Source organism: Colwellia sp. (assembly GCF_013214175.1).
In the GTDB taxonomy this organism is placed as follows: domain Bacteria; phylum Pseudomonadota; class Gammaproteobacteria; order Enterobacterales; family Alteromonadaceae; genus Colwellia.
This window is the reverse complement of record NZ_JABSPA010000002.1, coordinates 232,448-252,954: the sequence shown is the minus strand read 5'-3', so window position 1 is coordinate 252,954 and position 20,507 is coordinate 232,448. Positions and strand designations below refer to the sequence as shown.

15 protein-coding genes are annotated in these 20,507 nt (G+C 39.3%); 10 read left to right on the top strand and 5 right to left on the bottom strand.

Annotation, left to right across the window (positions count from 1 at the left end; genetic code table 11):
* Positions 1-58: 58 nt before the first annotated feature.
* From HRT55_RS04195 to HRT55_RS04165, 7 genes are all read left to right on the top strand, one after another.
* A complete protein-coding gene (locus HRT55_RS04195) occupies positions 59-616 on the top strand; it encodes a DUF411 domain-containing protein (RefSeq protein ID WP_291619154.1) in 558 nt (185 codons plus the stop codon).
* Positions 616-2,013, top strand: coding sequence for a TolC family protein (locus HRT55_RS04190; RefSeq protein WP_291619152.1), 1,398 nt, complete (start codon positions 616-618; stop codon positions 2,011-2,013). The genes HRT55_RS04195 and HRT55_RS04190 overlap by 1 nt, the downstream gene beginning before the upstream one ends.
* A complete protein-coding gene (locus HRT55_RS04185; protein ID WP_291619150.1) occupies positions 2,013-3,731 on the top strand; it encodes an efflux RND transporter periplasmic adaptor subunit in 1,719 nt (572 codons plus the stop codon). Before HRT55_RS04190 ends, HRT55_RS04185 begins: the two co-directional genes overlap by 1 nt.
* A complete protein-coding gene (locus HRT55_RS04180) occupies positions 3,731-6,865 on the top strand; it encodes an efflux RND transporter permease subunit (protein ID WP_291619148.1) in 3,135 nt (1,044 codons plus the stop codon). Before HRT55_RS04185 ends, HRT55_RS04180 begins: the two co-directional genes overlap by 1 nt.
* Before the next feature lie 160 nt (positions 6,866-7,025).
* A complete protein-coding gene (locus tag HRT55_RS04175; protein WP_291619146.1) occupies positions 7,026-7,871 on the top strand; it encodes an ABC transporter substrate-binding protein in 846 nt (281 codons plus the stop codon).
* Positions 7,872-7,899: 28 nt separating this feature from the next.
* The gene (locus tag HRT55_RS04170) at positions 7,900-8,481 is read left to right on the top strand and encodes a hypothetical protein (RefSeq protein WP_291619145.1); all 582 of its coding nucleotides are present in this window, start codon (positions 7,900-7,902) and stop codon (positions 8,479-8,481) included.
* A gap of 204 nt (positions 8,482-8,685) precedes the next feature.
* Entirely contained in the window at positions 8,686-9,081 is a 396-nt protein-coding gene (locus HRT55_RS04165) for a response regulator (protein ID WP_291619143.1), read from the top strand.
* A 79-nt stretch (positions 9,082-9,160) separates the two neighbouring features.
* Here HRT55_RS04165 and HRT55_RS04160 read toward each other — a convergent pair whose 3' ends face one another.
* Entirely contained in the window at positions 9,161-10,471 is a 1,311-nt protein-coding gene (locus HRT55_RS04160; protein WP_291619141.1) for a dipeptidase, read from the bottom strand.
* A gap of 270 nt (positions 10,472-10,741) precedes the next feature.
* Between HRT55_RS04160 and HRT55_RS04155 the strand changes: the two genes are divergently transcribed.
* Complete coding sequence (locus HRT55_RS04155) at positions 10,742-11,449, top strand: hypothetical protein (protein ID WP_291619139.1); 708 nt, start codon at positions 10,742-10,744, stop codon at positions 11,447-11,449.
* A 415-nt stretch (positions 11,450-11,864) separates the two neighbouring features.
* A complete protein-coding gene (locus HRT55_RS04150) occupies positions 11,865-12,416 on the top strand; it encodes a hypothetical protein (protein WP_291619136.1) in 552 nt (183 codons plus the stop codon).
* 75 nt (positions 12,417-12,491) lie between these two features.
* On the opposite strand, the gene HRT55_RS04145 is transcribed toward HRT55_RS04150, so the two are convergent.
* Both HRT55_RS04145 and HRT55_RS04140 read right to left on the bottom strand, forming a co-directional pair.
* Positions 12,492-13,046 (bottom strand): hypothetical protein, encoded by a 555-nt coding sequence (locus tag HRT55_RS04145; RefSeq protein WP_291619134.1) that lies wholly within the window; start codon positions 13,044-13,046, stop codon positions 12,492-12,494.
* A gap of 69 nt (positions 13,047-13,115) precedes the next feature.
* Positions 13,116-13,814, bottom strand: a complete 699-nt coding sequence (locus tag HRT55_RS04140) for a HupE/UreJ family protein (protein WP_291619132.1) — start codon at positions 13,812-13,814, stop codon at positions 13,116-13,118.
* A gap of 196 nt (positions 13,815-14,010) precedes the next feature.
* Between HRT55_RS04140 and HRT55_RS04135 the strand changes: the two genes are divergently transcribed.
* Positions 14,011-15,894 carry a winged helix-turn-helix domain-containing protein gene (locus HRT55_RS04135; RefSeq protein ID WP_291619130.1) on the top strand — a complete coding sequence of 628 codons (1,884 nt, stop codon included), beginning with the start codon at positions 14,011-14,013 and terminating at the stop codon, positions 15,892-15,894.
* On the opposite strand, the gene HRT55_RS04130 is transcribed toward HRT55_RS04135, so the two are convergent.
* Together HRT55_RS04130 and HRT55_RS04125 are read right to left on the bottom strand one after the other, a co-directional pair.
* Entirely contained in the window at positions 15,884-18,310 is a 2,427-nt protein-coding gene (locus tag HRT55_RS04130; RefSeq protein ID WP_291619128.1) for a DUF4034 domain-containing protein, read from the bottom strand. The two genes, HRT55_RS04135 and HRT55_RS04130, sit on opposite strands and share 11 nt — an antisense overlap.
* A gap of 217 nt (positions 18,311-18,527) precedes the next feature.
* Positions 18,528-20,180 (bottom strand): SUMF1/EgtB/PvdO family nonheme iron enzyme, encoded by a 1,653-nt coding sequence (locus tag HRT55_RS04125; protein ID WP_291619127.1) that lies wholly within the window; start codon positions 20,178-20,180, stop codon positions 18,528-18,530.
* Positions 20,181-20,507: the final 327 nt, after the last annotated feature.

Here is a 20,507-nt window from a genome sequence, read left to right as displayed (position 1 = left end):
CAGTAGTTAAATTATTTTAACTACATATTATCGTTAAGTTATTCCCCTAGGAGGGGTTATGCATTCATTTTCTTTTGCTATTAAAGCAGGCACAGTCATAGTATCTGTGCTCTTTTTATTGCTACTTAGCGCTTGTACCGAGCAAGCAGTTTTAGTTGCTGAGCAAACAAATAACAAAATTTCGGTTGAGAAACCGCACAGCCAGACCATAAAAGCACTGCCAGTGCTAGAAGTTTATAAAAGTCCCACTTGTAGTTGTTGTGAAAAATGGCTTGAGCACGTTGACCAACATGGTTTCAGCTCAAAAGCCTACAATCAAACTGATTTAGCGGCTTTTAAAAGCAATAAAGGTATCGCGCCACAATATCGTTCATGTCATACCGCCGTTTCAAAAGATGGTTATGTTTTTGAAGGTCATGTGCCCGCTAAATTCATTCATCAGTTTTTAGCTAAACCACCAAAAAATGCCATTGGCTTATCGGTACCTGCCATGCCTATTGGCACCCCGGGAATGGAAGTTGGTAATAAATTTATGCCATACCAAGTCATTTTACTTAAAGCTGACGGTAGTTATGATATTTACGCCGAGCTTAATAATTATCAGGAACAATTCTAATGATTACAGATAAACTAATTCAGACGAAGAGAACCTCAATTGCCAGTGCCATAGCATTAGCTTGCCTTTTTGTGTTTAGTCAAACCAGTCAAGCGGCAAACAATGAACGAATTTGGTCATTTAATAGCGCGGTGAAAACAGCACAAAAAAATGACCCTTGGCTAGCGGGCAATAAACATCAGCAACAAGCCGTTGAGGCATTGAGTCACGCCGCTGCCACTATGCCTGATCCAAAAATGTCCGTTGCCCTGGCTAATTTACCAACAGATGGCTTCGACTTTTCTCAAGAAGGCATGACCCAGCTTAAGGTTGGCATTACCCAGATGTTTCCCCGTGGTGATACCCTAGCGATTAAAAATCAACAATTACGCATTGAAAGTGAGGCTTATCCTTTTCAACGCGCCGATAGAGAAGCTAAAGTCGCGGTAACCGTTGGTAGTTTGTGGCTTGATGCTTATAGAGTTCAACAAAGCATTGCCCTTATTGAGCAAAATAGATCTTTGTTTGAACAATTAGCTGATGTTGCCCAAGCGAGTTATTCTTCCGCATTAGGAAAAACACGCCAACAAGATATTGTGCGTGCGCAACTTGAGTTAACACGGCTCGATGACAGGTTAGATATATTAGCGCAACAGCAAAATGCCTATTTGGGCATGATGGCACAATGGTTATCAAGCGCCTTTGTTGAAAGTGATCAACAAGATGCAATCAGTCAATTATACAACATACAACTAGCCCAGCAGTTACCACAACTTGATTTACTCAATAATGAGCTGGTTTATAGCAAGACCTGGTTCTCTGTTGACGTATTGGCTAAGCATTTTGCCAACCACCCAGCCATATTTGCCCTCGATAAAAAAATATCGGCTAGCAAAACTGGTATTAATTTAGCCGAACAACAATATAAGCCCGAGTGGGGAGTTAATGCCAGTTATGGTTATCGTGATGATGATCCTATGGGTAATAGCCGCTCAGATTTTTTCTCTGTCGGTGTTACCTTTGACTTACCGTTGTTTACTGAAAACCGTCAAGATATGACAGTAAAATCTGCCATTTCAAAAACGGAAGCGGTTAAAACCGAAAAAATACTGTTATTGCGTCAACTACTGGGTGCATTCTCCAGTGGTAAAGGACGTTTATTACGCTTAGAAGATCGAAAAAACCTCTACAAAACGCGACTATTACCACAAGTTCATGATCAAGCCGAAGCGTCATTAACAGCTTATACCAATGACGATGGTGACTTTGCTGAAGTAGTACGCTCACGCATTGCCGTGCTTAATGCTCAAATTGACGATTTAGTCATTCAGGTCGCCGAGCAAAAAATCATCTTGGAATTAAATTATTTATTTGTTGGCTCGTTAAGTACCACAAATATCATAGCTGGAGAAAAATAATGACAGCAACTAAACCCTCAACACTTAAAGCCGGCCTATTTGGCTTAATTATTGGTTCAGTGTTTACCTTTGTCGCTTACTCAATATTAATGCCGACAAGTGACATAGCTAATACAGAGAATAACGCCAGCAGTGAGTCACAACCACTCTATTGGGTTGCCCCCATGGATGCTAATTACCGACGTGATAAACCCGGCAAGTCGCCAATGGGCATGGATTTAATTCCCTACTATGCTGACAATGGCTCAGGGCCAGATGAAGGTGTCGGCACTATTCGTATTTCAGCGAATGTCATTAATAACCTAGGTGTACGTACCGTTAATGCCGAAGTTAAAACCTTACATACACAAATAAATACCGTAGGTTATGTCACCTTTAATGAAGATACCTTAGTCCATATTCATCCGAGAGTAGAAGGCTGGGTGGAAAAGCTTTATGTTAAAGCCATTGGTGATGTAGTAAAAAAAGACCAACCGCTATACGATATTTATTCTCCTGAGCTAGTTAATGCCCAAGAAGAGTTTTTACTGGCCCTAGACAGAAAAAACCGCCGCTTAATTACTGCGGCAGAAAATCGCTTAGTGGCACTGCAATTACCAACATCAGCTATTAAGAGCCTTAAAAAAATTCGCAAGGTTCAACAAAACATCACTTTTTATGCGCCACAAAATGGCGTTATTAAAAACCTAGCAATACGTGAAGGCTTCTTTGTTAAACCTGGCTCAACGTTAATGTCTATTGGTGATTTATCACAAGTTTGGGTGGTCGCAGAAGTGTTTGAACGCCAAGCAAATCAAGTGGTACAAGGTACAGCGGTGACCATGAGTCTAGATTATCTACCCGGAAAAACCTGGCAAGGCAAGATAGATTATGTTTATCCCATCTTAGATGCAAAAACCCGTACGGTAAAAGTCAGATTGCGTTTTGATAATGAAAATGGCGAATTTAAGCCCAACATGTTTGCCCAAATTACTATTCATACTAACAGCAATGAAAAAGCGCTGTTAATTCCGAAGGAGGCGCTAATTCGCACCGGCAACCAAGACCGTGTGGTATTAGCATTAGGTGAAGGCAACTTTAAATCTATCGCTGTGAGTGTTGGTCGTTTTGATAGTGATAGTGTGGAAATATTATCTGGTCTGAGCGCCGGTGAAAAAGTAGTTAGCTCAGCGCAATTTTTACTCGACTCTGAATCGAGTAAAACCTCTGATTTCAAACGTATGAGCCCTGAAACTGTGCCTAGCACTGTGTGGGTCGACGCCAGTATCATTAGCCTAATGGCAGATCACAAGATGCTGACTTTAACTCATGACCCTATCCCCGCATGGGACTGGCCAGAAATGACCATGGACTTCACTGCATTAGACTCAGTCGACTTTTCTCAATTAAAAGTAGCTATGACTATCCGTGTTGAAATTGAAAGAGCCAGCGATAGCGATTACCGCATTATCAAAATCGAACAAAATGGTGAAAAACCGCTTAGTAGTGCCACGGTAAATGGCACGGTAAGATCGGTGATGCCAGCGCACCGCATGGTTACTATCGACCGTGAAGCCATAGAAAAATGGGGGCGATCCGCTGACACTGTTGATTTCATCGTCAGTGAATCAGTTGACATGTCACTCTTTACTATCAATGCGTATTTAATGTTTACCTTCGAAATTCAAAACGGTGAGTTTATTATTGTTAGTGCTATGCCAATGAAGGGAGAGATGTAATGATTGCTGCCATTATTCGCTGGTCGGTAGGCAACCGTTTCTTTATCATATTGGCCACCATGATACTCGTCGGGGTCGGTTTATATTCAGTAAAAAACACCCCCATTGATGCCCTGCCAGATTTATCTGATGTGCAGGTTATTATTAAAACTAGCTACCCAGGGCAAGCGCCGCAGGTGGTTGAAGATCAAGTAACTTACCCATTAACCACCGCCATGTTATCTGTGCCTGGCGCGGTAACCGTACGTGGCTACTCATTTTTTGGTGACTCTTACGTTTATGTTATTTTCGACGAAGATACCGATCTTTATTGGGCGCGCTCACGAGTTTTAGAGTATTTAAGTCAAGTTGCCCCCGATTTACCTAGCGAAGCTAGACCACAACTAGGTCCTGATGCCACTGGTGTTGGCTGGGTATATCTATATGCACTGGTTGATAAAACGGGTCAACATGATCTGAGCCAGCTACGTAGTATACAAGATTGGTTTTTAAAATTTGAACTACAAACTGTCAAAGGGGTTTCCGAAGTTTCCGCACTCGGCGGCATGATCAAACAATACCAAGTACAAATTAATCCCGATAAATTACGTGCTTTTGGTATTCCTTTATCGCTAATCCAAACAGCGATAAAACAAGGTAACCAAGAAATTGGCGCCTCTGTGGTGGAAATGGCTGAAGCCGAATATATGGTGCGCGCCACCGGTTATATCAAGAGTGTTGAGGATCTTGAAAACATTCCCCTTGGCGTCAATGAAAATGGCACACCGTTATTATTAAAAGATGTCGCAGAAATTGGCACAGGGCCACAAATGCGCCGCGGTATTGCCGAACTTAATGGTGAAGGTGAAGTTGTTGGCGGTATTGTCGTTATGCGCTTTGGTGAAAATGCCCAGGAAGTTATTAAAGGTGTAAAAGCAAAGCTTGAGCAGTTGAAAAAAGGCCTACCCGATGGCGTAGAAATTATCACTGTTTATGACAGATCAACCTTGATTGAGCGCGCGGTCAAAAACCTAGCGATGAAGCTGTTAGAAGAGTTTGCTGTCGTTGCCTTAGTATGTGTAATTTTCCTCTTTCATTTACGTTCATCGTTAGTGGTGATCATTAGTATTCCTGTTGGCATTTTAACGGCCTTTATCGTTATGCATGCCCAAGGCTTAAACGCCAACATTATGTCGCTTGGTGGTATTGCTATTGCCATTGGCGCTATGGTTGATGGCGCTATTGTCATGATAGAAAATATGCATAAACATATGGAGAAAACGCCACTAACCGATGAAAATCGTTGGCGAATTGTCACCGAGGCCGCTTGTGAAGTAGGTCCTGCACTGTTTTTTAGTTTGTTAATTATCACGGTTAGTTTTGTGCCGGTATTTACCCTTGAGGCGCAAGAAGGTCGGATGTTTTCGCCGCTGGCTTACACTAAAACTTATGCCATGGCGGCCTCAGCAGCTTTAGCCATTACTTTAGTACCAGTATTAATGGGCTACTTTATTCGCGGAAAAGTGCTCGCGGAGCATAAAAACCCGGTAAATAAATTCTTAACTTCACTATACATGCCGACGCTAAAAGCAGTATTACATAATCCTAAAACCACCTTGTCAGCTGCCCTTGTCGTGCTGCTCATAGGTTTATATCCGTTAGATAAAATAGGCAGTGAGTTTATACCGCCCCTTGATGAAGGTGACTTAATGTATATGCCCACCACCTATCCGGGTATTTCTATTGGCCAAGCAAGGCAGCTGTTACAGCAAACCGACAAGCTTATTAAAACCGTACCTGAAGTTAAAACTGTTTTTGGTAAAGTGGGTCGCGCTGAAACGGCAACCGATCCTGCGCCCTTAACCATGATAGAAACCTTTATCCAGTTAAAGCCAAAAAGTGAGTGGCGTGAAGGGGTTACCATCGAAAGTTTGAAAAAAGAATTGGATGCCTTAGTGAAACTCCCTGGGGTAACCAACGCTTGGGTTATGCCGATAAAAACGCGCATAGACATGTTAGCAACAGGTATCAAAACCCCTGTTGGTATCAAGATAGCAGGGCCGAAACTCGATGTTATTCAAGAAATAGGACAGCAGCTAGAAGTTATTTTAGCTGACGTGCCTGGTACGGCTTCAGTCTATTCTGAACGTGTCGCTGGTGGTCGCTATATCAAGGTGGATATACAACGCGCTAAGGCAGCCCGTTATGGCTTGAATATTAGTGATATTCAGCAAGTAGTCGCTACTGCCATTGGTGGCATGAATGTTACCAAAACTGTTGAAGGTTTAGAGCGTTATCCGGTCAGTTTGCGCTATCCGCAAGACTACCGAAATTCGCCTGAGCAGTTGTCACTATTACCAATAGTTACCCCTAATGGTCAGCGAATTTCCCTAGGCGATGTTGCACATATCTTTATTGAAGATGGTCCGCCGGGTATCAAATCAGAAAATGCCCGCTTAAATGGCTGGGCCTTTATCGATATCGAAGGCGTCGATGTTGGTACCTATGTGGAAAACGCTCAGCTAGTGGTTGATGAACAGCTCAAACTGCCAGCAGGCTACTCAATTGCTTGGGCAGGTCAGTATGAATACATGCAACGGGCAAAAGCTAAACTGACCTACGTGGTGCCGTTAACGTTAGCCATTATCATAGTATTGCTGTATTTAAACTTCCGCAATGTTATCGAAGTAGCGATGATTTTAGGCACGTTACCACTGGCTATGGTCGGTAGTATTTGGCTAATGTACTTACAAGGCTTCAATTTCTCGGTTGCGGTAGGTGTTGGTTTTATTGCCCTAGCTGGCGTGGCCGTAGAAATAGGCGTTATCATGCTGGTCTATTTAAACCAAGCCTACCACGCCTTACTGGCTGACAATGCTGCCCAAGGAAAAGCCACAACCAAGGCGGAAATATTACAAGCAGTACTGCATGGTGCAGGTTTAAGAATTAGACCTATTATGATGACCGGTGGCACAGTGATTATTGGTTTATTACCAATATTATATGGCACAGGTACAGGCTCAGAAGTAATGAGTCGTATTGCCGCGCCTATGGTTGGCGGCATGGCCAGTGCTATGTTATTAACCTTGTTAGTATTGCCTGTACTTTATTATTTATGGCGTGCCTCAAGTCTAAAAGACATTAATGCTAACTAACTTAGTTAACGAGCTAAAGCAGGGTTAATTAGCAGTAAGTGGCTCCAATGACCACTTACTGCTGTCACTTGTCTTTATCAGCAACCTTGGTAGTTAGTGCTAGCGCTTACTATTATCACTAGCTCTTTAGCTATAGAATATAGAATATAGAATATAGCCCATGATAAAAGTCCCTATCAAGCTATTGCAGCTTAGCCTCATATTTTTCTTACTATGGTTAAGTATTGCGATTAAGCCAGCCCAAGCAAAAACCTTAACAGTTGTCTCTGATGAATGGTGCCCTTACATTTGCGATGATCGTGTTTTACCTGGGTTCTTGGTTGAAATAGTCAATGAGATAGCTAGAGACAATGATCTAAAGGTAAAGTTTACCTTAATGCCTTTAGCACGAGCATTAAACCTAGCTAAAAAAGGCCGAGTAGATATATTACTTGCCTTAACCTCGCAACATATTGCTGAACTTCAATTGCAGCAAAGCCAGTTAAGCTTTGGCGGCTTATATAATGATTTTTATGTAAGAGCAATCAACCCTTGGCGCTTTCAGAGTATCGCTCACTTATCCGCGAGCTTAAAAGACAATGTTATTTTAGGTACCATTAATGGTTATCATTATGGTGAACAGCTAAATCAGTTACTTAAAAGCAATACTGACCATGTATTTCCCGCCAGTGGTAACTCGCCCTTAGAAAAGCAGTTAAAAATGCTACAAATGGGCCGACTAGATATTTTGTTAGACTCTCGACTTACCGTGCAATATCAACTGTCAAAACTACCCAAATCATCGATTATTTATGCGGGTAGCCAAGGGGAATTTACCCCGTTATTTTTAGGGTTTTCATCTTTACTCAGCAAGGAGAAAGTTCAGCTATTTGATAACGGCTTAATGACACTTAGACAAAGTGGTAAGCTAGACGATATTTTAGCAAAATATGCTCTTACCGACTGGCAACAGCAAGCACCGACTAGCAGCCGTAACATTTCACTCAATAGACAACCGCCTCTCTAGGCCCGCACATTACTTTTAAAGGATTAAAATGCATTTTATCAAATCAACACTGCTTGCTAGCGTCGCTAGTTTACTACTATTAGTGACAACGTTCGTCCAAGCAGATGTCACTTATCCGCCCTTGAATAAACATCAATGGACTTATGATACTGACCCTTATGGTAGTGAAGCTATTATTAATGAAAAACTTATTAGGCACGGCGGTATTTGGATAAAATTCAAACGTGTTCCGCGCGTTGATGACAAACGTAATTCATGGGTTGAATTGATTCATAAGTTACCTAAAACTTCTTTAGCGGGCAAGCAAAAAATACGTTTAACTTATCAATGTGATATACCACTTATCATTAAGTTATCACAACAAGAATACGGTAAAAATGGCGACAAAAGTTATGCTCATTACCAAATAAAGTTACCGGCGACTAAACAGTGGGCGACGCAAGAAGTAGATTTAAGAGACTTCTACCGTCCTGATTGGACACCGGCTAGTTCGAAAGATTATGGCCTATTACCAGAACATATTAATGCCATTTATTTAACGCCAAGTATGACAGATAAAGCTGGCGGTGAAGCTATCTTACAAGTTCGTGCGATTGAATTATTGCCTTAAAAATAAGCGTTAACAGAGCATTATAATGGCGATAGGTACGCTGATTGAAACAATGGCAAAGTTTCAATTGTTAACTACAGGAAATTAAACAACTTGTTATCGATATTTATAATTTGCACAAGCATATAAAGTAACCTATTTTATATAATACCCATATTTTTTATGTGAGAATAAAACTAAGCCTATCGAGCAAGGAGCAAGAATGTGATAAAGATTATGTTAGTGGATGACTCACCAGCGATGTTGAGGCTTATTGAAGGGTTAATAAAAACTGAAGTAGAACTTGATATTGAGGTGTTATCTTTTCAAGATGCTAGCCTAGCAAAAGCACAGTTTCTGAGCATTTCACCTGACGTTGTTATTACTGATATCGACATGCCCAACGTTACTGGTTATGACTTAATTGAATATATAAAATCCGTCGCCAATACACCAATACTTGCCATGTCCGGCAGCTCATTTGAAAATAATAGTACAGATACTATTTTACATTGCTCCGAATTATACGGCGCCGATCATCAAATCCTTAAAAGTGACTTAGCAGAAAATTTTTCCAGCCTAGTTATGGAGATCATCACAGCAATAACCGTTAAAAGCTAACTTGAATTTTAACGGTTATTACTCGTTTTAATGCACACTGTCGACTTTCAATAACTGACTAAGCGGCCATTAAAAGTAATTAATGCTCGGCGGCATAAGCCTCTGCAGCTTTCCAAACGCGCATAACATTACCTGAAAGGATTTTGGCAATATCTTGCTCGCTATAACCACGCTTTAACAAGCCCGCAATCAAGTTGGGATATGAAGCAACATCTTTTAAGTTACTAGGTAAGCTATCACCAACACCATCATAATCAGAGCCTATACCGACATAATCAATACCGACTAATTTCACCACATGGTCAAAGTGATCAAGTACATCGCTTAAACTAGAAAAAGGGTATGGATTGTTGATTTTGTATTGTTCTTTAAACGCTTTAACCTCATCACTATTTTTCTTAAGGTTGTTTTCAGCGATAAACACTTTTATCGCTGCTTTGCGCAACTTACCGTATTCAATTGCCGCTTGTGAAATAAAGCTAGAGCCAAAGTTGATTTGAATAACACCGTCATTTTTCGCTAACGCTTGAATCATCTCATCACTCATATTACGCTCAAAACCTGGGGTAAAATGACGTGCTGAAGAATGTGAAGCAATAACAGGTGTTTTAGTTATCGCCATAACATCATAGAAAGCCTCATCTGAGATATGAGAAACATCAACCATGACGCCAATATTATTCATTTCTGCTACTAAAGTTTTACCAAAATCAGTTAAGCCGCCAGCGGGACGATTTTCATCATAAGAAGAGTCTGAAATATGGTTCGCTTTTGAATGCGTTAAAGTGATGTAACGAATACCGCGGTCATAAAAGTGCTTAAGGTTAGCTAAATCACCTTCAATCGGGCTACCGTTTTCCATGCCCATAGGCAGTGAAATAATACCCTTAGCAAAGTTAGCTTTAATATCAGCCGTTGAATAAGCTAAAGAAAATTTATCTGGTGCTGCTTTCACTATATCTTCAACCATAGTGATCAATTTATCAGCAAGTGCTTTACTACCACCGGACTTCTCAAGCCTTGCAGGAATATAAATAGACATAAATGGGGCATCTAAACCACCAGCAACTGCTCTTGGAAAATCAAAATCGCCATGTGCTGTATGCTCGGCAACGTTTTCAAATTCACTTTCTAAACGGTACGGCACATCAATATGGCCATCTGTAATAATGTATTTTTTAGCGATTTCTTCGGCTAATGCTGCATGATTGACTTCAACAACTTGTTCTACCTGTTGAGCTGACTCAACGACCTTACTGGTAGTTGGAGTTACTGAATTAGTATCTTGGCAACCACTAACCACTACGCCTAACGATAAAACCACACCAGCCATTAATGGTGATAATTTAAAAGGTAAATTTTTAACAGACTTACTGCTTATTTGATTCATTATTATTATCTTTTCGCATTTAAAAAATTACTTTGCCAATGCTAAGCGTTAATGTCAAAGCAAATGAGGGCAATAGAGGCAAAATAGAGTTTATATAAGCTGAATGGGAATATTTTATTAAACCTATAAACAAATTATGTTGCTAAAAAGATGAATGTAAGTGCAAATAGCGGCTATAAGAGCAGAAAAGTAAGCTAAGTTGTTGCCTATATATTGTCATGTTAAGCTCAATCAAAACAGCAGTAATAGAAGAGAAATTCACAACGACTTATGAAAACCTCATTCATTGATTACACTCAAAATAAAAATTGGCTAAATGATGCACATAAACAGGCATTACTTAAGTTAATTTCTGCCAGCTTTAACGACGTTGATGCTGAGTATTACTTTAACAAGTACTTTGTTGCTAACGATGTCTTTGCTCGAAAGTTAAGGCTGTACTTTGCTCAAAATGAAGTGGTCGGTTATTGCTTAATAAATTTTAGTCAAAGTGGCAAGAATGTATTAATCAGGGCATCCGCAGCTTTTTACCCCCAATATAGAAAAGGTGGTAACACTTTTATGTATTCGATGAAGCAAGCATTTATCTGCTGGTTGAAAAGCCCTAGACAAAATATCTATTACGCCGATACCATGTTAAGTCCCGCTATGTATCGCGCTATGGCTAAAAAACTCGCCATTATCTGGCCAAACGCTAATGGCAAAGAGCAAGCGAAGCATTTATTCGAGCTGTTTAATAAAGACGGTTTTGACAGCCCGGCTTTAAAAGTGCCTTGTTTAGTCACTGCCGGTCGAGCCAGTAATTATAGTGAACAAGAAGTAGCAAACTTTAAAAAAAGTGATAAAGAAGAAATCAATTTCTATTGCCAACTCAATCCTGAATTTGATAAAGGCACAGCACTTTTTGTTATTATCCCGGTAACGTTAAAACAATTTTTTCTCACCGGGATAAAGTTGCTAACGCCTTTTTACCGATAACTAGCTAATTCACAGTCGTTATTTTTTCCTCCAAGAACGCTATATTCGCCGCTCACAATAAGTTTAATGGCTTTCGCTGTATCTGATTTTTTCAATACAAACATAAACACCAGCAAAAGGTGTGCTGCTGCCGCCTTTCATTTCGGCTAAGTTGGCAGTGACGTAACTTTCATAGTGGCCTCTAGTATCGCCCCAGTTTCAGCAGCTAAAGCAAAGAAACTAGCTTTTTATTGGACGTATATCAGCTGTATGAGTTATCATCTTGGCGTATTTAAAATGCACTATCACAATTATATCAAAAACTTATAGCTAACTATTAATATGTCTCACGCTACGGTTTTAAATTATTTAGTTGTCATATTTGAACGTGAGTATTTATAAGTCTTAATTTAAAAAATATCAAACAGGGAAAATAATGAAAAAAATATTACAGGGAGTATTACTCTTATCTACGTTATCACTTGGGACTCAAGCAAGTGCTAATAATTCAGAAGCAGCTGCTGAGAAAAACTGGAGTGTAGGGGTTGGCTCTTACGCTTTTACCTTAGCAAGTGATAACAGCTACAACTCAGATCTAGATTTCAGTGGTTTCAATTTAGCAGCAGGTTATGCTTTCAATAATCACTTTCAAATAAGAGGCACTTATTTTTCACTAGAAAATGATGATCTTAGCTCTCTAGAAAGTTCAGGCTTTGACGTGATGGCTTACGGTGGTGTCGGTCTATCTAAACCTGGCTTTAGAGGCTACGGTGGCGCTGGTTTCTTTTCTGACAAGTGGAAATTCACACAATTTAGTAAGTCTATTTCTGGTATTCAAGCGGGTGGTGGTGTGGGTTATAACTGGGGATCAGTCGCGTTAGATTTTGTTTTAACACTTCGCCAAGCGGATAAGTATAGTGATGAATTGTTTGAATCTGGAAATTACGTAGCAATGTCGGGCAATTTAAGCGTTTCCTACTTGTTTTAAATAATGACTAGATAAAATAGCTAGTATTGTGAGCCGTTGTTTAAACGGCTCATTGAATGCTAAAAGCCTTCCTTTCTATTTTTTTAGGGCATGGAAACTATATTCACCACTGACAATCAGTTTCACTGTTATCGCTTTATCTGACTTATTTTTCCAATACCAGCCATGAACACCGGCAAATGGTGTAGTAAAACTGCCCTTCATCTCCGCTAACGTCGCAATTGCATAACTTTCGTAATAACCGGTGGTATCACCTTCTGGTTCGCCATGTAAATCAAAGAAAAGCTCGTCTCCACCCGTTTGCCATTGATATTCCATTTTCTTAAATTGCGCCATAGTAAACTTATACTCAACACCACGCCCTGCAGGCACAATAACCTCGATAATATCTGTTGCATCTTTGCTTGCTGTATTTGGCTCAGCTGTTTGTTGGCCTTCAATTTGCTCATCTTTAATGTCAATGCTAGCCGTAGGGTTAGCCAAAGCCGTTAAACCCAATTTAGCACCAATGCCTGTTGGATCGATATTGTATTCTGCCGGTAAAATAAAGCTAATCAGCGCTAAGCCAGCAATAAGTAAAGCAATAATGGTCGATTTGAGCAAAGCTTTGTTTGATAAGGTATCTTGCATATCTATTTCTCTTCTCTTTATGTCTGAACGCTAAAATGACTGATTGCGTTCATTGAATAATTAACTAACTTAACTGGTAAAGTAACCGGTTAACTGAAAACCAATGAGCATAAAGCCTGCGCTCATCAATAAGGTATTACTTGCCGTTGCAAATTGCTTAAATGAAGGATGTTTTCGCCAAAAACTTATAACAAGTAAGATAAAAGTTAATGCAGCAAACTGCCCTAACTCTACCCCTAAATTAAAGGCAATTAAATTGGCAAATAAGCCATCTTGTGGCAGTTGAAACTCTTGTAATTTTGTCGCTAAGCCAAAGCCATGAAAAAGCCCAAAGATTAGTACCGCTGCTTTAGCATTAGGACTAAAGCCTAACGTGCGTTGAAAGCCGCCTAAGTTATCAAAACCTTTGTAAACAACCGACAAGCCAATAATTGCATCGATAATATAGGCATTTACTTGTATGTCGGACAGCACACCAAAGAGTAAGGTTAAGCTATGGCCCAAAGTAAACATACTGACATAAAGCAAAATATCTTTGCTCTTATATAAGAAGAAAATGACACCAGCTAAAAACAACAAATGATCATAACCGGTCACCATATGTTTAGCGCCAATATACATAAAAGCAAAAAACTGTACGCCGGTATTATTTTGTAAAAACAACCGGGTACTTTCATCAACACCGTGTGCCATGGCATCAAAAGCGCTTAAGCCCACTAGGCAAAAAACCATAACAATTATGGCTAAGCGATTACGACTTGAAAACATTCATTACTCCGCTAACTTCAGCCTGCTTTGCCTGATAACAAAGTTATATCGTCGACAAAACAAACAAGGTAAAAATAATGACTACATCATGCCAGTTAAATTAATACTGACAAGTCTTTAAGCTAAAATTGTCAAAGTCTAAGTGGCAATATATTTAGACAAATTACTCTGCCGCTTTAATATCTAATGAGTTAAGATGTTTACGAAACAATTATTTAGGCAGCTTTTTAATACCATGCGCTATAGCTTTAAAGACTTTGAATTTGACAGTGACAGTTTAGTGCTAAGACAAAGCGGTCAATCATTGGCCATTCGCCACAACGAAGCCAAAGTACTCACACTATTACTTGGGCAAACAGACAAGGTATTCAGTAAAGAAGAAATATTATCACTGGTTTGGCAAGATAAAGTAGTTTCTGAACAAGCGGTATTTCAAAACATCAGCCATTTAAGAAGTTTATTTGGCAATGGCGCCATTAAAACCTTTGCTAAACGCGGCTACCAATGGCAGTTAGCCGTTGAAGAGCTATCAACCGCGACTCCTGTCACTGCACAAAAGCCATCAGTCACTACTGTGACTGCATCACCAACTAGCTTAGCAAACACTTTTCCAAGTAAAACACATAGCAAAATCAAGGATTATTGGCCATATGCGGTCTTGGCCACAATAATGCTTATTGTCATTATTGCTATCAATTTTCAAAATAAGCCTGCAATAGAAAACAAAGTTGCACTGAAGAAAATTGCTTATATTCCTATTTCGTCCGCTCAAGATGGCGATAATTTTACCCTAGCAGATAATGAACATTTTGATTTCACTGCCTTAAACAACATTACCACTGATGAATTTCATAATAATCTGGAGTTAACCTATCCAGAGTTAGCAAAAATACATCCGTTGATATTAACCGCACAGATGCGTCGCCACAATCAACACAGCTATATCGATTTTCTTGTTAAAGGCCCATCTGGCGATTGGCAAGGACAGTTATCCGGCGTTTCAAGCAAAGAAGTAATTGAAAAACTGCAAAAACATTTACAGCAGCAAGTTATTTATGACTTGCTTAACACGGCACAAGCTCCAGAGCTGAAACAAGCCAACTTATCTATCGCCCATCAAAAATCACCGGACGACCTCATCATCCTAGGCGCATTAATCAATGTTTATATCATGATGAATGAACTGGAAAAGGCCATGGTCATGGCCGATAAGTTAGCCAAAATTTCTGCACAACAAGGCAACTGGCAGCAACTAGGTAACGCTTTGCTTTTTCAAAGTAAAGTACTTACCCAGAAAGAACTCTATGAATTAAGTTCTCACAAGCTCACCACAGCTATTAGTTATTTTGAAAAAATTGGTGATTTAAAACGTCAAGCTGATGCTTGGTTCGCCCATTCATGGCTTGATCATCAAGAAGATAACTATCCGGCAATTAAAGAAAGTTTACTAAAATCGGCAAGTTTATCGCTCAAGGCTAATGATATCCCGCGCGAACTAGATGCACTGACCTACTTATCAGTACTGGCACATAAGCATAACCAAGCAGATGATAAATACCTTTATTTGCTACAAGCCGAAAATAAGATGAAAAGCTATCAGCTGCCTATTTATCACTTTGCCAAGGTACCCTTTCATTACGCTATCTATGCTAAAGCACCTTCAGATAAAGAGCCCCACTGGAAGCAAGTACTTGAATATACCAAATTGACCCCAGATCATTGGGTCGCCCAGTCTAGTCGAAAAGCACTCATGCGCCATTTCATTAAGCAAAACCGGCTAAGTGAAGCGAAGGTGTTAATTGCCAATGTGACTACGGATAATGCCGAAAACTCTTATCTTAGAGCCTTATTAGCCCAAGCGATGTTAGACGAAGAACTGTTTAACCACCATGCTCAACGTAGCTTTGAACAAGCTCGACTTGGGGGCGAAACACGACTAAGTTTGGATATTGCCCTGCTATTATGTAGTGAAGCCAGTGTTCAAGTTAATTACGATTTTTATTCTCAGTACATCAATGACAATGCTGACAACAATTGGCGACGAGATAATAAAGAAAGGTTATTGGCACTTAACTTTTAAAATAATCACCGTTAACCGCCTTTAAGCTTTGATATATTTCTTTCGCTTGCAAGTGTCCGAGCTCTGCCGCTCTCTCGAGATGATATAGCGATTTTCCTGAGTTTTGGTTATGGTGATAAGTCCCACTAATTTCAAAATGAGCTCTGTTATTGTTAGGGTATAACGCGATAAATTTTTGCCAGTGGTTAATAATTGGTTTCCATTGTTTGGTTTGGCCTAATACCATATCTAATGCCAAATAAAACTCTATCTGATGTGGATCAATTTCAATGGCTTCTATCAACTTAACTGCTGCCCAGTCAGCATCATTTTTTTTGATTGACGCTAATGCCTCTTTATATAAAAGAGACGCTGATTCATTCAAATCTTTATCACCCATCAATAACGCTTTATCTTTTACATCTCCGGATAATGAAAATCCATAATACTCCCGATAGTTCGCATTACCCACCACTTGTGTTAAGGCTGTTGTTTTCTCATTATATTTTTTACTATTTGGTTGTAATGAACTGGCCAAGAGTTGATCTTCTTTTGCAGCATTGAATTTTTTTAATCGCTTTAGGGTAATCGAGCGCCAGTAGTAATATTCATGATCATTGCTATTTAAAGCTATAGCTTGATTGAAATAGCGTAACGCAGAAGTGTAGTGCTTCTGTCGATATTCACTTTCCCCTTTTTTCCATAATAATTTATCATTTTGGCCAAATTTAAGTCCTTTACTATAAAAGATACCTGCCTGCTGATGATCTCCATCGATAGCAGCTATATCCCCAGCCTCTTCATACAAATAGCCCTTTAACAGAACTAGCTGAGTATTTTTATCACTATGTAGCTGGGCCTCATCAACCACCTTCTTTATGGTGCTATAATCACCGCCCCACCTAGGTTGAGCTGCGATTAAAAAACGATATCTTAATAAATAGGAGCCTTCAAATTTTGGCAAAGTATTCTTAAAAATTTCTTTAGCAACATGATAGTCACCCAGTGTTCTGGCAATATCAATCATTCTGGCTTTAACTATCAAATCAAAACGTTCATCACCACTGACAGTTTCCAATAGCTTTTGACTTTTTAAGAGCAAAACCTTCATTGCAGCAAGATCTTCTTCTGGGGTTAAACTTGAGCTTCTAGTTCCTCTTACTCTCCATGCCTTACCATAATAATAAAAAGCACTGGCAATAATGGCTTGCACATTTTCTGGCTGTTGATTTTTCCAGTTTTGAACTCGATTTAATAGATTAGGGTCATCGATAGCAAATGATGAATAAGCTTTATAAAGTAACATGTCATATGAAATATCTTGCTTGAGTAAATGATGATAACCATCAAGTAAAGTAGAGAGTTCGTTAAACTCCCCAGCATGAGCAAGCTCAATTATTTCTGGGGAAATTAAAGGGATTTTAGTTGAAGGAACACTAACACTTGCTTTAGTGTTTGCTATGTCCTTCTCTGCAGCAAGCAATACTCGCTCAGTTTCCATTACAAAGTTATTTTCAACCTCAAAATCAGAGAAGTAACTAAGTGATAAAAATGCCAAAGTGACTAACACTGAGTATAAACTACTCATAATTGATGTTTCTTCTATATCACTTCCGCTAATTAGCCTTACCAAACCTTTAGAAAACACAAACAAGCAGATAATTTGTATAGTAAAAAAAAAGCTAAAAGCAATTGGGCTATTTTCCCAATAGATAGGAATGAAGTCCTCATATGGTAGTGTAAGGCTTAACGTTTGAATCGAGTAAGTTACTAAACTTCCCCACCAAAAGCATATAACAAAGAGTAAAGAGCCCTGTACCCAAACAGAAGATAATAAATGTTTAATGCTATTTTGAGTATGTTCATGCTCTGTTGCAGCTGTAATAGACTTACTCGGATATTTAGCATTATTAATACCCAAGACCGCAAGTATATTTATTAAGCTTTGTTCTGCAATTGAATTATGCTCAATCACTAGTGAGATATATTTTCCGTTATCATAAAGCTCAATAAATTCTGAGAGGTCCAAAGCTTCAAGTATGTCATTAAATTCACTTTTATCATTCTTGAAATCATAAAAGCTCAGTACGATAGCGTTATCAAAATACCCCTCTTCAGCTCTTAACAAATTAAAAATAATGTAGCTAAAGTCTTCTGTCTTTTTAAAGGTTAACCATGAAATGGTGCAGTCTCTTTTTAATTTCTGATTTGATGCTGTTAAGCCACGATCTTGAAAAACAGCTGCTGCGATTGTCGATAAGAAGGTAAATGAGTTTTTACTTACTTTATGATTTAACTTAAAGCCCATTAAACGCAATTTTTTCTGTATATCCTTATCATATTGCACCTTAGAGTGACTAATAAGTGATATATAGATTGTATAAATGATTAGAAAGAAAATGAGAATGTGGGAGGCTTCAAATCCATAAAATATCATGACAGTCCTTGTCTTTCGCTACAGAGAGCAAGTAGCGATAAATGTTAGTTAATTATCTTTATCGCTAATATATTGAGGTTAGCACTACAATAACATTATTCAATATACAGTAAAATTTTAATCTTATTTCATTAGATTAAGTAATAATTATAACCTTGAATTATACGCACCAAAAGCTAACTCCCCGTAGACTTTTGATACGTACGATTTTAAATGATTAACCCTTAGTTACCGTTAACCAATTCAGCTTCCAGTTATTATCTAATGATTTCAAGGTCACTGTATTTTTACCTTTCTGCAATTGAACTTCTAAGCCCTGTTGCGTCTGCCACTCATGATAACCGCCCGTTGCAGTCACTAACTCAACGCCCACTTTTTTATCATTAGCTAACACTTCAAAACCTTTAGTATCACGTGGCGTAGCTACCCGATACGCCAATTTATATAAACCAGCTTCAGGTACTTCAATTTGATAAGTGAATTGTGCTTCAGCACCAATACCACCGATACCGGTGAAATTGTAACCGCCATCGTCATCTGAAGTACGTGTCAGCGAGCTATCACTCGATTCAGCAGCCCACTCAGCTTCAACACGACCGGGAATAGCAACCCATCCCGCTTGGGTAGACACTTCGCTATAGTGGCTTTGTTGATGAAAACTCACCGAAACCACAGCATAGTCGTACTTCATTAACCCCATTTTCGGCTCAGTAAAACTAGTGGTTGTTAAATTCGTCGCTAACAATTTGAACATACCGCCGGTAACTTCATTGCGATATACACGGTAGCTTTCTACATCTTCTTGTTTGCTTTTATCCCAACTGATGGTGACTGTTTTATCATCTTGTTGCATTTTTACATTACTGACCGCATCAGGGAAAGCAGGTTGTATATCCCTTCGTTTTTGTTCTTGTTGCTGAGCAAAAGTTAAGTTTGCCAAAAAGGCCTTACTGGTCTTGGATAATTGAGGCGCTTTGCCATCAAGGGCCAATCTAAAGCCATCAACACCACCAGAAAAATCTTCCGGAATACTGCCGCGCTGTGTTAAAGGTGAGTGACTCCAGTGCCAACTGCCACCACGGGTTGAGCGACTTTCACATTGTTCATCGATATAAGCTGAGCCATCAGTCGGAGTATTACTGTAATCTTCACTTCGACAATCAGCCAGCATTTCTAAGACGTTACTGACCACATCATGTAAACCAAATTGATTAGCTTTGTACATACCCACGATGCTGGCATAGGCTGAGTGGTCATCACAATTTGACATATCACCCGACCAATTATAATAACTGGTATTACTATCGCGTTGTAAAACGTTCTCACCCGTTAAGTCGGCAGTATTGGCATAGTCACACACTTTAGTTAGGTCGGTATCATCACCAAAAAAGTAATCGGTTTTAGTGCCAGCTCGGGCAGCGTATTCCCACTCAGCCTCGGTGGGTAAGCGATACGGTTTACCCGTTTCTTTTGCCAACCACTTGGTATAAGCATTGGCAGCTTGCCAATTAATACAAACCACTGGCTGAAATTCACTGGTGTTCAAAGCATTGGTTTCCCAGTTGCCTTTTGAATAAGCTCTAAACCAACCATTGAGTTGATGGCGACATTCTTGTGGTACTGTGTAATTAGTGGCTTCTACAAACTGACGAAACTCATTCACTGTCACTTCATATTTACCCATACTGAATTCACTGACCTTAACTTGATGTAGCGGTTGCGAGTTTTCGCTCGCTACTGAGCCCATTTCAAAACTACCTGCTGGAATGGTCGCCATAATAGGTTCGATGGCGTTAATGTTTTCACCAGCAAAAAGTGTCTGGCTCGTGACTGATAAAAAGAGCGCCGTTACACATGTATTAAGTTTCATTTAGTCTTCCTTTTTATTGAGTACACCACAATGAAAAAAACAGCCGCGAAAGTCCTATTAAAAAGCTAGTTATTGTTCAAAATAGAAAAATCCTAGAAAAAATATTTTTATTAAGTAGCACTGAATATATATAAAGCTATGTTATATCTTACTTAATTTCACATTATGAAACTTTCGTCAAAAAGTAGCCGTCCCCATAATTACCTTATCAAAACAAAAACAACATCTTAATTAGATCACTCGAAGCGACTGTTTTTCAAGGAATTGATTATGATAAAACGACTGATTTATCGGCCTATTTCAAAAGTAAAACACGCACGTTAATTC

Bases quoted from the DNA above. Each gene is read 5' to 3' on its own strand.
- HRT55_RS04160 (WP_291619141.1), bottom strand. From the start codon at position 10,471: ATGAATCAAATAAGCAGTAAGTCTGTTAAAAATTTACCTTTTAAATTA.
- HRT55_RS04195 (WP_291619154.1), top strand. From the start codon at position 59: ATGCATTCATTTTCTTTTGCTATTAAAGCAGGCACAGTCATAGTATCT.
- HRT55_RS04140 (WP_291619132.1), bottom strand. From the start codon at position 13,814: ATGTTTTCAAGTCGTAATCGCTTAGCCATAATTGTTATGGTTTTTTGC.
- HRT55_RS04175 (WP_291619146.1), top strand. From the start codon at position 7,026: ATGATAAAAGTCCCTATCAAGCTATTGCAGCTTAGCCTCATATTTTTC.
- HRT55_RS04180 (WP_291619148.1), top strand. From the start codon at position 3,731: ATGATTGCTGCCATTATTCGCTGGTCGGTAGGCAACCGTTTCTTTATC.
- HRT55_RS04170 (WP_291619145.1), top strand. From the start codon at position 7,900: ATGCATTTTATCAAATCAACACTGCTTGCTAGCGTCGCTAGTTTACTA.
- HRT55_RS04135 (WP_291619130.1), top strand. From the start codon at position 14,011: ATGTTTACGAAACAATTATTTAGGCAGCTTTTTAATACCATGCGCTAT.
- HRT55_RS04130 (WP_291619128.1), bottom strand. From the start codon at position 18,310: ATGATATTTTATGGATTTGAAGCCTCCCACATTCTCATTTTCTTTCTA.
- HRT55_RS04185 (WP_291619150.1), top strand. From the start codon at position 2,013: ATGACAGCAACTAAACCCTCAACACTTAAAGCCGGCCTATTTGGCTTA.
- HRT55_RS04150 (WP_291619136.1), top strand. From the start codon at position 11,865: ATGAAAAAAATATTACAGGGAGTATTACTCTTATCTACGTTATCACTT.
- HRT55_RS04125 (WP_291619127.1), bottom strand. From the start codon at position 20,180: ATGAAACTTAATACATGTGTAACGGCGCTCTTTTTATCAGTCACGAGC.
- HRT55_RS04155 (WP_291619139.1), top strand. From the start codon at position 10,742: ATGAAAACCTCATTCATTGATTACACTCAAAATAAAAATTGGCTAAAT.
- HRT55_RS04190 (WP_291619152.1), top strand. From the start codon at position 616: ATGATTACAGATAAACTAATTCAGACGAAGAGAACCTCAATTGCCAGT.
- HRT55_RS04145 (WP_291619134.1), bottom strand. From the start codon at position 13,046: ATGCAAGATACCTTATCAAACAAAGCTTTGCTCAAATCGACCATTATT.